The sequence below is a fragment of the Candidatus Methylomirabilis sp. genome (assembly GCF_028716865.1).
GTDB lineage: Bacteria > Methylomirabilota > Methylomirabilia > Methylomirabilales > Methylomirabilaceae > Methylomirabilis.
In genome coordinates this window covers 1-13,144 of sequence record NZ_JAQUOY010000042.1, presented here as the reverse complement: position 1 = coordinate 13,144, position 13,144 = coordinate 1, and the positions used below count along the sequence as shown (strand labels likewise).

General features: G+C 58.3%; 17 protein-coding genes and 1 tRNA gene. 2 read left to right on the top strand and 16 right to left on the bottom strand.

Annotated elements, in window-relative coordinates; translation table 11 throughout:
* The 8 genes from PHV01_RS12305 to PHV01_RS12270 form a co-directional block, all read right to left on the bottom strand.
* On the bottom strand, window positions 1-1,211 hold a 1,211-nt coding region (locus tag PHV01_RS12305), incomplete at its 3' end, for a threonine synthase (RefSeq protein WP_337291452.1).
* Window positions 1,212-1,310: 99 nt separating this feature from the next.
* A complete protein-coding gene (locus tag PHV01_RS12300; RefSeq protein ID WP_337291451.1) occupies window positions 1,311-1,685 on the bottom strand; it encodes a metallopeptidase family protein in 375 nt (124 codons plus the stop codon).
* A gap of 17 nt (window positions 1,686-1,702) precedes the next feature.
* A complete protein-coding gene (locus PHV01_RS12295; protein ID WP_337291450.1) occupies window positions 1,703-2,398 on the bottom strand; it encodes a rhomboid family intramembrane serine protease in 696 nt (231 codons plus the stop codon).
* A 136-nt stretch (window positions 2,399-2,534) separates the two neighbouring features.
* Entirely contained in the window at window positions 2,535-3,197 is a 663-nt protein-coding gene (locus PHV01_RS12290) for a protein-L-isoaspartate(D-aspartate) O-methyltransferase (protein WP_337291449.1), read from the bottom strand.
* A 162-nt stretch (window positions 3,198-3,359) separates the two neighbouring features.
* Window positions 3,360-4,220: an RNA polymerase sigma factor RpoD/SigA gene (locus tag PHV01_RS12285; RefSeq protein WP_337291448.1), complete on the bottom strand. Its 861-nt coding sequence runs from the start codon at window positions 4,218-4,220 to the stop codon at window positions 3,360-3,362.
* Window positions 4,221-4,312: 92 nt separating this feature from the next.
* The gene (locus PHV01_RS12280; protein ID WP_337291447.1) at window positions 4,313-5,131 is read right to left on the bottom strand and encodes an SAM-dependent chlorinase/fluorinase; all 819 of its coding nucleotides are present in this window, start codon (window positions 5,129-5,131) and stop codon (window positions 4,313-4,315) included.
* Window positions 5,132-5,144: 13 nt separating this feature from the next.
* Complete coding sequence (locus PHV01_RS12275; protein ID WP_337291446.1) at window positions 5,145-5,543, bottom strand: PaaI family thioesterase; 399 nt, start codon at window positions 5,541-5,543, stop codon at window positions 5,145-5,147.
* 50 nt (window positions 5,544-5,593) lie between these two features.
* Entirely contained in the window at window positions 5,594-5,953 is a 360-nt protein-coding gene (locus PHV01_RS12270; protein ID WP_337291445.1) for a four helix bundle protein, read from the bottom strand.
* Between the two features lie 130 nt (window positions 5,954-6,083).
* On the opposite strand from PHV01_RS12270, the gene PHV01_RS12265 reads away from it, so the two are divergent.
* Window positions 6,084-6,170, top strand: a tRNA-Leu gene (locus PHV01_RS12265).
* A 67-nt stretch (window positions 6,171-6,237) separates the two neighbouring features.
* Here PHV01_RS12265 and PHV01_RS12260 read toward each other — a convergent pair.
* Window positions 6,238-6,513 (bottom strand): AbrB/MazE/SpoVT family DNA-binding domain-containing protein, encoded by a 276-nt coding sequence (locus PHV01_RS12260; RefSeq protein WP_337291444.1) that lies wholly within the window; start codon window positions 6,511-6,513, stop codon window positions 6,238-6,240.
* A 763-nt stretch (window positions 6,514-7,276) separates the two neighbouring features.
* On the opposite strand from PHV01_RS12260, the gene msrB reads away from it, so the two are divergent.
* Window positions 7,277-7,681: a peptide-methionine (R)-S-oxide reductase MsrB gene (gene msrB, locus PHV01_RS12255; protein ID WP_337291443.1), complete on the top strand. Its 405-nt coding sequence runs from the start codon at window positions 7,277-7,279 to the stop codon at window positions 7,679-7,681.
* A 35-nt stretch (window positions 7,682-7,716) separates the two neighbouring features.
* On the opposite strand, the gene PHV01_RS12250 is transcribed toward msrB, so the two are convergent.
* The 7 genes from PHV01_RS12250 to PHV01_RS12220 form a co-directional block, all read right to left on the bottom strand.
* Window positions 7,717-8,115 (bottom strand): exosortase system-associated protein, TIGR04073 family, encoded by a 399-nt coding sequence (locus tag PHV01_RS12250; protein ID WP_337291442.1) that lies wholly within the window; start codon window positions 8,113-8,115, stop codon window positions 7,717-7,719.
* Between the two features lie 106 nt (window positions 8,116-8,221).
* Complete coding sequence (locus PHV01_RS12245) at window positions 8,222-8,560, bottom strand: hypothetical protein (RefSeq protein WP_337291441.1); 339 nt, start codon at window positions 8,558-8,560, stop codon at window positions 8,222-8,224.
* 46 nt (window positions 8,561-8,606) lie between these two features.
* Entirely contained in the window at window positions 8,607-9,383 is a 777-nt protein-coding gene (uppS, locus tag PHV01_RS12240) for a polyprenyl diphosphate synthase (RefSeq protein ID WP_337291440.1), read from the bottom strand.
* Window positions 9,384-9,462: 79 nt separating this feature from the next.
* Window positions 9,463-10,497 carry a site-2 protease family protein gene (locus PHV01_RS12235; protein WP_337291439.1) on the bottom strand — a complete coding sequence of 345 codons (1,035 nt, stop codon included), beginning with the start codon at window positions 10,495-10,497 and terminating at the stop codon, window positions 9,463-9,465.
* Between the two features lie 166 nt (window positions 10,498-10,663).
* Complete coding sequence (locus PHV01_RS12230) at window positions 10,664-11,596, bottom strand: TonB family protein (protein WP_337291438.1); 933 nt, start codon at window positions 11,594-11,596, stop codon at window positions 10,664-10,666.
* Window positions 11,597-11,666: 70 nt separating this feature from the next.
* Window positions 11,667-12,509 carry an ABC transporter ATP-binding protein gene (locus PHV01_RS12225; RefSeq protein WP_337291437.1) on the bottom strand — a complete coding sequence of 281 codons (843 nt, stop codon included), beginning with the start codon at window positions 12,507-12,509 and terminating at the stop codon, window positions 11,667-11,669.
* A partial coding sequence (locus tag PHV01_RS12220) for an iron ABC transporter permease (RefSeq protein ID WP_337291436.1) occupies window positions 12,500-13,144 on the bottom strand: 645 nt, incomplete at its 5' end. The genes PHV01_RS12225 and PHV01_RS12220, both read right to left, overlap by 10 nt.

Here is a 13,144-nt window from a genome sequence, read left to right as displayed (position 1 = left end):
GGATCGATCGTGGCCGGCGACGGCAGGACTCGCAGCGCCGCCTTAGGATCCTTGAGCCCGTTCCCTGTGGCGAGGCAGACCACGACCTCGTCCGCCCTCACGCGCCCGCTGGTGAGCAGCGGCGTGAGCGCCCCAACGGGAAGCGACCCGGACGGCTCGACGAAGATCGCCTCATGGCGCGCAATCTGCTGCTGGGCTTGCAAGATCTCGCCATCGCTGAGCGAGAGGGCACATCCGCCCGATTCGCGGAGTGCCGCCAGTGCCTTCAGCCCATCCAACGGATCGCCTGCCATCAGCGCCGAGGCGACCGACTCCGGTTTCTGTACCGGCACAATATCGTCCCTTCCCTGGTTAAATGCCGCTACGATCGGTTGACAGCCGATCGGCTGGATACCGATCATCCGTGGCAGAGACGAAATCAAGCCCAGTTCATGAAACTCTTTAAATCCCTTCCAGAGGGCGGCGATGTTCGTCCCGCACCCCATGGGGACAATGACGACGCTGGGGGCCTGCCAGTCCAACTGCTCCACAATCTCGAACGCCTGCGACTTCTGGCCTTCGATGCGGAAGGCGTAATCGCCGGCCAGGTAAAATCTGTAGCGCTGACTCATCTGCTCCGCGATGGAGGCCGCGTCGTTGTACGTCCCTCGGATCTGGAGCACCCGGGCGCCATAGGAGAGGGCCTGGGACATCTTTCCGATCGGAGTCCCCTCCGGCACCGCCACATAACACGGCAGCCCGGCGATCGAGGCATAGGCCGCGACGGAGCCGGCCATATTCCCGGTGGATGCCACGCAGATCGCCTTGGCGCCTTGCTCTTTGGCCTTGGTGATCTCTACGAGCGTCCCTCTATCCTTGAACACGCCGGTCGGATTCAAGCCTTCATTCTTGATGTAGAGATGTTTGATCCCCAACTCTTCCGCCAGCCGATGACACCGGTACAGCGGCGTCCCCCCCTCATCAAGAGAGACCACCAGATCGAGGTTGAGGATGGGGTAGAAATCGAGGTATTTGAGCGCTTTGATCGGAGAGGTCTTGAGCGAGTATCGATTCAGGCGAGCCCTGATATAGGCGTAGTCATAACGCACGCCGAGCGGATTGCCGCAACTGACGCAGCGCGTGCTGCTCTCCTGCTCGGTGCAGGTCCTGCCGCATACGATGCAGTACAGCTCGTAAAACCTGGCCTCTTGACGCCGTCCCCTCGCAGCCATCGATCCTCCTCGATCCTCAATGCAAACGCAAGACCGGCGCGATCTTAGCGGGGGTTGCCAGAAAGTGTCAAGAGTTTTCCAGGGGCGGGAACCGTGGCATTACCTGTACCCGGCCTCTTCCAAGTCATCTTCGGAGAGGCCAAAATGGTGACCGATCTCGTGCAGCAGGGTCGTGCGGATCTGCTCTTGTATCTCTCGCTTGGTCCGGCAGCCCTCTTCAATCGATCGCTGATACAGCGTAATCTTATCCGGCAGGACCATTCCGTACGAGGTGCTCCGCTCTGTGAGCGGGATACCGGTATACAGGCCAAAGAGGGTCTGCGCTGGATCGGTTCCGGCCATCGCCAACTCCTCGTGCGTGGGTCGATCCTTGACCACGACCTCGACGTTGTTGAGCCGTTTCACCACTCGCCGCGGAAGAGACGCGATCGCCCGAGAGACCAGTTGCTGGAATTCCTGACGGCTCAGAGTCATTCGTCACGTGGTGTCGCTTATAATAGCCGATCCCCCCAGTGAAGCTGTCTGCGGCCTCCGGTCAACAGTACCACCATCACGAGACCTGCCACGAACCCCCCGATGTGGGCGAGCCATGCAACGCCCCCCACCTGAGCGCCCAGCGTCATGGCACCGTTGAGAATCTGAACGATGATCCAGAACCCCAGAACGACTAACGCCGGGATCTCTGCAACCCGATAGAAAAAACCGAGCGGAATAAGAGTGAGGACACGGGCATTCGGGAAAAGGAAGAGATAGGCTCCCAGCACGCCGGAGATCGCCCCGCTGGCTCCGATCATCGGGATCTTTGAGTCGGGATTAGCCCAAATCTGGGCCGCCGCCGCCGCCAGTCCGGAGAGCAGATAAAAGATCAGGTACTTGAGTCGCCCAAGCCTGTCTTCCACGTTATCGCCGAAGATCCAGAGATAAAGCATGTTGCCGCCAAGATGGAACAGGCCGCCATGCACGAACATCGAGGTGAAGACGGTGGCGTAGAGCGGAACAGGATGTGGAACCAGGAGGTCGCCACTACTGATCTCCAGTGGAATGAGACCATACAGGTGGACAAACTGTACCGCCGCCCGTGGTGGCAGCGTCAACTGGTTCAAGTAAACAAGGATATTAGCGGCGATGAGCCCAACCGTGACGACGGGGGTACGATCGGAGGGGATGTTATCCCTGAGTGGGATCACAGTAGTTCACGGTTCAAAGTTCAAGGTTCGAGGTTCATAGAGAAAGCGAGATTTACGTTCTAAGTACTATGCCCGGCGTTCTGGGGAGGGCTGTGTCTGCATACACGATGAACCCTGAACTCTGAACTACGAGCTATTACCAGTCCTGAGCGCCTCCCTTTCCCGTCAACGGTACGAAGACCACAGGCGCAATCGAGCGAACCAGAAATTTCCCGCCGCGTTTCTCTCCGAGAATCAGATCCTGCGTCCCCCTCGCAATCCCTACCGGGATCGCCATTCGTCCCCCCTCGCGTAGCTGCTCGATCAGCGGGAGCGGGATCTGCGGAGCGCCGGCAGCGACCACAATCCCGTCAAAGGGAGCAACCTCTGGCCACCCCTCGTATCCATCCCCCTGTTGAGCATGCACATTCCCGTATCCGAGAGCCGCCAGGCGGGTACAGGCTTCTTCTGCAAGTGAGGGGATGATCTCGACGGTATAGACCTCGGCCGCCAGTTCGGCCAGGATAGCGGCCTGATAGCCCGAACCGGTCCCAACCTCAAGGACCCGATGCCATGGTTGCACCCGGAGGAGCTGGATCATGAGCGCTACAATATACGGCTGGGAAATAGTCTGTCCCGCCCCGATAGAGAGAGGACGGTCTTCGTAGGCATAATATTCCAGGGCCGGCTCTACGAACAGATGGCGGGGGACCCTCCCCATCGCGTCGAGGACCCGCTCATCGACAATATCTCGGGCCTTGAGCTGCTGCTCTACCATCCGCCATCGCGCTGCCTCCGCGCTGTCATACTGGTCGGCCATGCATCCCCCTGAAACAATCAGCCTGAAGAGCTGCACGAGGCAAAAAAACAAAAGCCCTGATCACCAGTGAAGGGTCAGGGCCTATCGATCCGACTACCATCCATTTCAAGTGAAATATCCCGCCCCTCTCGTCATGGTGAGTGGTTCGGCAGGCGAGAAGGTCTAATTCAAGTAATCTTTCAGATGTCTGGATTTGGCCATGACGCGCAATTTCTGTTTGGCGCGCTCCTCGATCTGTCGGACCCGCTCCCGCGAGAGCGTAAGTCGCTTACCAACCTCTTTGAGGGTCATCGCATCTTCCTGCCCCAACCCGAAGCGCAACTCCACAATAAGCCGCTCTCTGGGGGTAAGACTGCCAAGCATCCGCTCCACCTCTTCGCGGAACGACCTCCGGATCAGTTCGTAGTCGGCAGGAGGGAGCTGCTTCGAGTCGTATAACTCCATCCCAATCCGTTGTTCAAGGCCGATCTCATCGCTGAGAAACGCCAACTGACCCGCCCGGTGTAATGCCCCCTCCAGGTCGCTTACGCTCAGATCCAATTCTTCCGCTACCTCTGAGTCTGTCGGCGCTGCTTGTAGCTGCTGCGAAAGGTCGGCGCGGACCTCGTCAAGTCGTGATGCGAGGCGAGCCTTGCGGAGCGGAAGCCTCACCGCCCCCCCACCTGCGGCCAAGGCCTGCATGATCGCTTGTCGAATCCACCAGACTGCATAGGTGATAAACTTCACGTTGTAGTCCGGAGAGTAGCGGCGCGCGGCTTCGAGCAGACCGATGTTGCCTTCGTTGATCAGATCCGGCAGCGACAGACCGCATCCTCGATAACGAAGGGCCACCTTGACCACGAAACGGAGGTTGGCCTCCACCAGTTGTTTCAAGGCCTTCTCATCTCCCTGTTGAGAGGCCTTTCCCAGAATAAGCTCCTCCTCCTTCTTCAGGAGGGGAACCTGAGCAATCCGCTTCAGATACGCGCCAAGGGCGTCGTTGGAGACCCCTTTGTAAAAATCTGCGAATGGTGCTTTCGCCATTCTCTCTCATCCATCTACAAAGCCAGTGGCCACATGCACTGCAGCCAAACCGTACCGTAGTGGTTGAGCCTAACACAGTGCTTCATAGCTTGTCAAAGACGCGACTCTTCGCCATCCTTCCTGCCGACCACAACCTCGGCTCCTCGTCCTACGCCGAGGAGCCTGGACGCATCCCCCTGATTCACAAAGATTTCCAGGCAGTCCGCGCTTCCAATAACGGCGCCAGGCACACCAGGGGCAACCTGACCATAGTAGGCAACAATCGGAACCTCCAGGCCGGCAACGTGGACCAAGAATTCCGCAGGTAAATCTCCAGCCGCCAGATGTTTCAGGTCGACACGGGTAACATTTGTCACCAGGTTACCGAACCGATCGATGTGAAGGATTTCCCCCTTGATCCCGGAGGTCCCGAACGGCGCCGCGCGTGGGAGCGTCAGGCGGACATAGTCATCGATCGGTTCTCCAAGCTCGGCAGGCTCAACCCCGAGCGAAAGATGGGCGGCGACAGGCGCAAAGATGTCGCGGCCGTGAAAAGTAACACTGACGGGGTGAAGAAAATACCGGGTAGCAGTGATGGCCCTGACGCCCGACGATTCGGCCTTCTCTGCGAGCGGGGCCAGGAGTCCGTTGTCCGGGCCAATGAACAGATGGCCGTCGCAGGTCACCAGGAGTGGGCGGCGAGGCCCGCCGACCCCTGGGTCAATCACCGCGACGTGGATCGTGCCTTGAGGAAAGAAGCGATACGCCGTAATGAGAGCAAATGCCGCCTCAGAGGGTTCGTAGGCCTTGCTGCCATGGCACAGATCGACGAGCACCGCATGGGGGTTGATCCCGAGGATCACCCCTTTCATCATGCCGACAAACGGATCGCTCAGTCCAAAGTCGGTCAGCAACGTCACGATCCGCCGCACCTGATCCCCCTTCTTACCCTCGGATCTTCATCAGAAGGCCGGTGGCCTCGGCAACGATCGTCCCATTCTCCCCCTCGGCCCAGGCTTTCATGTCGACTGTTCTGGCGCCCTGCTTCAGGATCTGCCCGTAGAAGACGACCCGCTCTCCAATGGCGACCGGGCGCCTGAGCGTAATCTGGAGCTTGGTGGTTACGGCCATGATCTGCCGCAAGTAGGCGCCGTTGACCATCACCTCATCGAGAATGGTCGCGATAATACCCCCATGCAGGACGTCCTTCCAGCCCTGAAACCGCTTCGATGGGGTAAACTCGGTCCGGATGCGATCATCACCGATCAGCTCGAAATCGAGGTGCAGCCCGTCTCCGTTCTGCTTGCCGCAGACAAAACACATATGATCGTCTTCGTAATCCATGAGCTCTTCCTGCGCGTAACTACTCAGGCGTTTAGGCTGAAGGCTGAAGGCTATAAATCATCTCGTAAGGCACGAATCAATCCATTCAAGACCTTCTCGGTTTCCACGATCTTTGGTTCTATCAGGCAGGACTCCTCATTGGGCAAGAAGCCCAAACGCTTTGCCAAATGTAGTTGATAGCGCAGTTCCCTCAAGGACCCGAAGGCTATAGTGAGAAATCTGAGATAATCTGCCTCGCTGTCACGAGCGCAACCCTCCACGATGTTAGAAGGAACTGAAACTGCTGCCCGCCGTATTTGAGAAGTCAGCACAAACATCTCTGTTTTCGGAAACCCTGCGGTTACCCGATACACCAACATTGCCACTTCATCAGCCAACTCAAATGCCCGAAGTTTTGTGTGATCACGCATGACTTACCCCTAAGAGCCTTCAGCCTTCAGTCTATCTACCTGAGTAGCTAACTACTCCTGCGCTTTTCCGTTGACTTTTCAGCGTTGACCCTTTACAAGTAATGAGCGTAAGCAACTTGCGATGAGCCATGCCGAAGTGGCGGAATTGGTAGACGCGCTGCGTTCAGGGCGCAGTGGGCGTACGCCCATCGGGGTTCGAGTCCCCGCTTCGGCACCACATCATCTTATTAGAGTAATCTGCTATCCCTCCTCGATCCCATTACCTTCACTGAAGACAGCCCGCATCAGGCAGTCTTACGTGACTTGCCCGCCCGCAGCGCTCGAGTCACTTCCTTGGTCGAGGAGAACGGGCCGTGCACTCGCCCTTTGCGAAAGTCTTCAAAGCTCTCAGCCAAGCGTTTCTCAATAAGAGCCCGATCGACGGCCACCTTCGGGGTTAGCGTAATTTTCTTACCACGAACGTCGGCCTCTAAGAGATCCCCCACCGCCACCTCCATCTTCCGGCGTACCGAGGCGGGAAGTGTCACCTGGAACTTTTGCTTGACCTTGACCAGCGGCACCGTGACTCCTCCTATGCGGCTGTTGGTAGAAAGTTACAAAAGCAGATTGTCGCCTAATCGTAAGCTTTCCCGAGGAAAAGGGCAAGCACGCCCGAGGCCAGTTCCCGGAAAATAAGATTATGCCGACCATCGGGGCGGCCTTTGCCGCTATCGGCACCGTTGAAATTCCGTTGACAACTCTGAGGAATGACAGGAGAATTGCGACTAGCGTCAGGATTTATCGGGTAATACTATACACGCCAGTATAATCGTCGTTTGCAATGACGAAAAACGACAACTCGTCGATAGACCAAGGGATCAATCCGCATGAAAGCCAGTACTGCAATTCCCGCCACACTGACGTTATGGCTTCTGTTTCTTCCGGCAGTCCACTCCACTGCTGGGGACGCGGCTCACGTTGACATCGTCCGGGACCGCTTTCAACGGCTACTTGATCAGTGGGGCTATCACGAATGGTGGTCGATGTGGGAGCAAGGCACGAGCCAGAGCCGCTCCGCCATTTCGAAGGACATATTCACTCAAAGGATGGACAGAAGTCCGTGGCAACTCGCATGCTGCGACAAGCGCCTTCACAATCTCCAGATCGCACCAGTTTCGCCTAGTCACGTCGTCGTTTCGGCCACACTGCTTTTCGAGACCAAGGGCTCCCCCAGATCCGTGAAGGAGCAGCTATACTCAATCGACCTCAACTTCTACCTCGAAGAATATCAGTGGCGCGTTGACCTCTCCGGTCTACGCAATCCAGCATAAGCGACACGTACTAATGAATGATAAGCTACCCAAAACCGATGAGGAATGGAAGGCACAGCTCACGCCGGAGCAGTTCTATGTCTGTCGGCAGAAGGGGACTGAAAGGCCGTTTTCTGGTGAATACCACGACTGCAAAGAAGATGGAATCTACCAGTGCGTCTGCTGCGGGAATGAATTGTTTGGCTCGGACGCAAAGTTCGACTCTAGAACCGGGTGGCCCAGCTTCTGGGCCCCTCTGGCGCCAGAGCAGATCAAGACCGTAGAGGATACCGACCTGTTGATGCGTCGCACCGAGGTGCGGTGTAGCCGGTGCGACGCGCACCTGGGCCACGTCTTTGCTGACGGGCCACCGCCGACACGCCTCCGCTACTGCATCAATTCAGTCGCGCTCACACTGGTAAAGAGTGCAGGCCAGTGAGCGAAGCTCACGCGAGGGGCTCGGCGACAGCTTGACTAGGGCCTGTCGCCTTCTTGTGGGCGCGCGATGAGGGCGGGCGACACCACCGTCCGTCCCGGTTCAAAGGGATAACGTGGACTCAAGATCGGTCGATAATCGTCCGGGATCGCGACCGGGAAGGTGACGAGTTCGTACGCCCCAACGCCCATTCGCATCAATCCGAGACCAAAACCGGCAAGGAATCCTGAGGGGATCCCCAAAAGCGGACCCTGCTCTCGCGCCTCATAGCAGATCATTTTCGGCCATTCGATGAACAGCCCAAGGGTCAGATTGGCGGCACCTCTCAGTGCCTTCTGGCCCCGCGTCGAATGAGTCAGTTCCCCGGCAACGGCCTGGGTGGTGAGGGCCATCGACATCACAAGTGCAAGCACAACAACCCGTACGGTCATCTTCATTGGCGCCTCCAATAGGTTCGGGGAGCCGTTCTGCCGCCGCCGAAGCGCATTGCGCGGCTACCCCATGGATTGATGACGACGAGGGGAGGTGGACAAGCTGCCCCACCTACCTTCGCAGTTCTGGTTCTCTCACAAGCTGCTTGACCTGCTGGGGCGACACGTAGAATCGCCCGCCGCAGGTCTGATTGGTTCCGGCTACCAACTCTTCCCGAATGATCTCGCTGGTCCCCATGGTCAGCCCATAGGCCGTCCCACCAAGCGCCACCGTCGCAGCGCAGGTGATAAGCTTGAGCGGCAGCGTGATGACGGTGGCAATGACGCTGACCGCGCCGGCGGACACATCCGCACCCAGGCTGGTCTCTTCGGCCCTCACCCAGGACGCTGCGGTCATCTGCACTAAGAGGCATAGCGCGAGGAGTGCTGTCAGTTGTCTGATAGGCTTCATACGATTACCCTCCTGACTCTGGAGCGATTGAAGGCCGCCCTTTCACTCATACCCCAAACCGGCGCTCGCGCTGCTGAAAGCTTCGAATGGCGCGAAAGAAGTCGATCTTTCTAAAAACCGGCCAGTAGGCGTCACAAAAGTAATACTCGCTGTACGCGCTCTGCCAGAGCAGGAACCCGCTCAGTCGAACTTCACCGCTGGTCCGGATGATGAGATCAGGATCGGGCAGGTCATAGGTATAGAGATACTTGCCAATCTCGTCGATGGAAATATCATCGATGATCTTTTCCAGTGGGATATTTCTTTCCGATTTGTCCCTGAGCATGGTCGCAACAGCATCCGCGATCTCCTGTCGTCCGCCATACCCGACGGCGACATTCAGAAAAAAGGCGTCATAGTCCCGCGTGGCCTCCTCTGCCTCACGGATCGCCTGCACCGTGGACGGAGGGAGGAGTTCCATCTTGCCGATAGCCCTGATCCGCATCCGCTTCCGATGTACCTTGGGATCCTGGGCAATGTCGCGCATCTTCTTCTCGATCAGTGCCAGGAGACCGTCTACCTCCTCTTGGCTTCGGGATATGTTTTCAGTAGAAAAGATCCACACGGTCACCATCCTGATTTCAAGCTCCTGGCACCAGTTCAGGACCTCTTCCAGCTTCTCCGCTCCTTTCCGGTGTCCTTCAAGGAGGCTGGCATACCCGTGTTCCCTTGCGTATCGCCGATTGCCATCGAGGATCAGACCGATGTGCCGGGGCAGTTCTCCGCCTCGAACTTCCTGAAACAGCCGCCCTTCGTACAAACGATACAGCAGATGCTTAAACAATCCGTGTCGTTCCTTCCTCATTGGAACCGGAGTGGTGGCTCCTTCGATTTCCGAACCCTCTGTCTCTCCATCGATCGACTTATGACTCCGAGAAATTGAAGGGGGATGGCGTAATCACGCTCAGCAACAGCAGTAGCGACGCGAAGCCGACCAGCCTCCTGCGTTCATCCAGCGGGGTCACGTCATTCAGGGGAGGGGGGTGTTTCAACCCCAGGACAAGGGAGAGGGATGCCCAGAACAGCCATCCTGGCCAATACGCAATCCCCATACCAATCAGCATGAGCAGTGTGAAGATTGCCACCTTCCGGTGATGCTTTCCCGCCAGCGCATACGCAATGTGGCCACCATCCAGTTGACCAATCGGGAGCAGATTCAGCGCCGTCACGAACAGACCGATCCAGCCGGCGAACGCCACCGGGTGCAACAGCACATCGCCTCCTTGGGGTATCGGTCCCAGCGTTAACCACTGCAGGAGTGAAAACATGAGCGGTGTCCCAAGGGCGATGCCGACATGTCCCGCCGAGCCTGCATCTATCAACTCCGACCAGCGCAGACCCACGACGATAGCCGGAAGTGCCACGCAGAGCCCTGCAAGCGGTCCTGCGATCCCGACGTCGAAAAGCGCGCTGCGGTCGGTCACCGGCGACTTCATCCTGATGAATGCCCCGAAGGTCCCGAGCCCAACCGGCGCCGGGATAAAATAGGGGAGCGTGACTGTAATGCCATACCGTCGAGCGGTAAAGTAGTGTCCGAGCTCATGCACACCAAGGATCGAAAGGAGCGTGACTGCGAAAGGAAGCCCCTGCACCACCGACCAGGGATTCGCCAGGGGATGAGCGCCGCGGTTGGTGGCGCCCACAAATACAGTCGTCACGAGGGTAGCCAGCAGGAGTAGGATGTTCAGCCACGGACCTGAACGAAACGAACGTTTTGAGGGCACCACTCGGAGGATTGTCAGGTCCTCCTCGCTTCGGAGCAGCGGGTAATAGCCGTGGGGAGCAAGTCGTTGCGTCAGTTCGGCTACAGCCTTCCTGGGATCGACCAGTAATCGTCCTTTGAAACGGACGATTCCATCGAACAGGCTACTCTCGGTAATCGCAAAGACGCCTGCCATCTCTCGTTCAAGAAAAAAGAGGGCATCCTCTCCCAAATTTAGCCAACTTAGCATATCTAATTTATATCACGGACCTTGTGAGCCGTCAAAACCTTCCACCGCCTCTCCGCAAGAGCCGAATCCCACGCAACGGCAGCTACTCCGAAACATATCCCGATAGTGAGGCTCATCGTTCCCTGATGCCCCTACGGTTGACATGGTAGTAAAAGGCCGCTTGGATATTCAGCCGTTCGAAGCGCATCCGCTCAGGAAACGGATTGAAGGGGGTGGCTTGTCGGATCGCTCGGATCGCCTCGTTATCCAGCGGGGCGATACCGGAAGTCTGCGTGAGTTGCAGGTCGCTCAAGTGGCCATCGCGGGTGATCCCAAAGGTCACGACGAGATTTCCGGTCAGGCCACGCGCCTCCGGGGGGTAACCCCAAAAATGCTCGATCCGTTTTTTGACATCAAGTAGATAGGACGCATACCGGGAATCCTGGCTGTCCAATGAGACGGTCCGCTCTGTAGGAGAACCTGTATCGCCTTCCTCTCCCGTATCAGCCTCCTGACCGGGATATTGCCGGGCATCGAGATTTTTCCAAAGTGTGGCCAATTGACCCCTGAGATCGGATGGGCGGGTCGACTTGCCGATGCTCTCGCCCTCAAGCGGCTCTACTTGAGCCGCCTTCGGGCCTGGGGTGGCGGTGAGCCCTGGTGACGTCCGCAGCGGGGGCGGTACCCATGGCGTCAGCGCGGTACGATGGGCAGAAGAGGCGCCGGATTCTGCTGCTGTTGCCGATGCGGGTGGCGGAGTTGAGATCGCTGCGCGAGCGGCGGTCGATGGTAGCTGTGGAATCCCTGAACTGTTCGGCGTTCTCGGCGGACCCACCTTTTCCGCAGGCCGCCCTGCGCGCGCAGTGAGTTCCCCGAGAATCCTGTGGTCAAGCGGTGGCCGGATCGATCTTCGAGCCGGCTGATCGACGATGCGGACCTGCAGCGGCCGATTGGCAGGTAGCCGGACAGACAACTGTGCCACGCTGAGTAGGCCGGCAAGCACCAGATGGGCTAACAGCGAAAAGACAATAAAGTTGCGGATCTGCGGATGCTCAGCAGTCATCATTCGCGACCCGTCATCTTGAGCCTTGACACTTAACACTAAGCGTTACAATAGTCTGCAGCCGCCAATTTTGTCAAGGGTTGATCGTCCCTGCTGAGGCGTCTTCGCGGGCGGAGGATAGGTCGAGTTCATCTGGTAAGAGGGTCACCCAGGGAATACCGCATCTGGGATGCCGCGTTACAAGTACGGGCACGCCAAAGGCTTCCTGGATCATATCCGGCCGGATGACCTCATCCGGTGGACCATCCGCAACGATGCGACCCGATGACAGAAGGAGCAGACGGTCGAAATAGAGCGAAGACAGGTTCAGATCGTGCATGGATGAGACAACCGTCAGACCGTGCTTCATGTTGAGGTTTCTGATCAGCGAAAGGATCCGGAGTTGGTGAGACAGATCGAGGGAACGAGTCGGTTCATCAAGAAGCAACAGGCGCGGCTGTTGTGCCAGCGCCATCGCCAGGATGACCCGCTGGCGTTCTCCCCCAGAGAGTTCGTTGTACGGACGGCCTGCGGAGGGCAGAAGATCGGTGGCGACCATCGCCGTCTGTACTGCCTCCAGATCTTCTCGAGTAGGGCTATGATAGCGATGCAGATACGGTGTCCGTCCCAGCAGCACCACCTCCCTGGCCGTGAGGGCGTACGGCAGCAATAGCTCTTGGGGAACCATGGCGATCGCCCGCGCCAGTTCTGCCCGACTCATTCTGCCCAAGGCGTTGCCTTCGAAAGAGATTTCCCCCTCTCCCGGGTGTAACAGGCCCAACATCAACTTTAGGAGGGTCGACTTTCCCGCCCCATTCGGGCCCAGGATCGCCACTCGTTCGCCCCGCTCGATGAACAGGTCAACTCTCGCAAGCCCGAAGCCGCTCGGATAGGTGAAATGCACGGCATCGAGACGAATCCCAGGTCTCATCGCCATCCGGACTCCCGTCCGTTGTGCCGAAGCAGGAAGAGGAAAAGCGGGCCGCCGAGCAGAGCCGTGAAAATCCCGACGGGAAGCTCTGTCGGAGCCAAAATGGCGCGGGCTGCCGTATCCGCCAACACCAGGAGGGCGGCGCCGGCCAATGCCGAGGCCGGCAAGAGCCTCCGGTGGTCGGACCCGATCAGGAGACGCAGGATATGCGGAACGGCAAGCCCAAGGAATCCGATCAGACCGCTGATGCTGACCGCGGCGCCCGTCAGCAGCGCCCCGAACACGATGATCCTTCTGGACTCTCGATCCAGATCCACTCCCAAAGCCTGCGCCCCCTCCTCTCCTACCGCCAGGGCATTGAGCGGGACCGCACACCCACATGCCACGATAATCCCTACCACAATGATCGGCCCCACCGCCAACAGTTGTCGCGGATCGTTCACGGCGACCCCGCCCATGAGCCAGGTAAACACTCGACGGAGCCGAAACTCACTCCCCTCAAAGAGCAAGATGCTCAATGAGCCCAGATAGCCGAGGACAGCATTGACAATGACACCGGCGAGCAGCAGGGTCACCGGCGAGCTGTGCCCATCCACCCGTGCAAGCCGGTAGACCAGGAGTACCGCCAGCAGGCCGCCGAC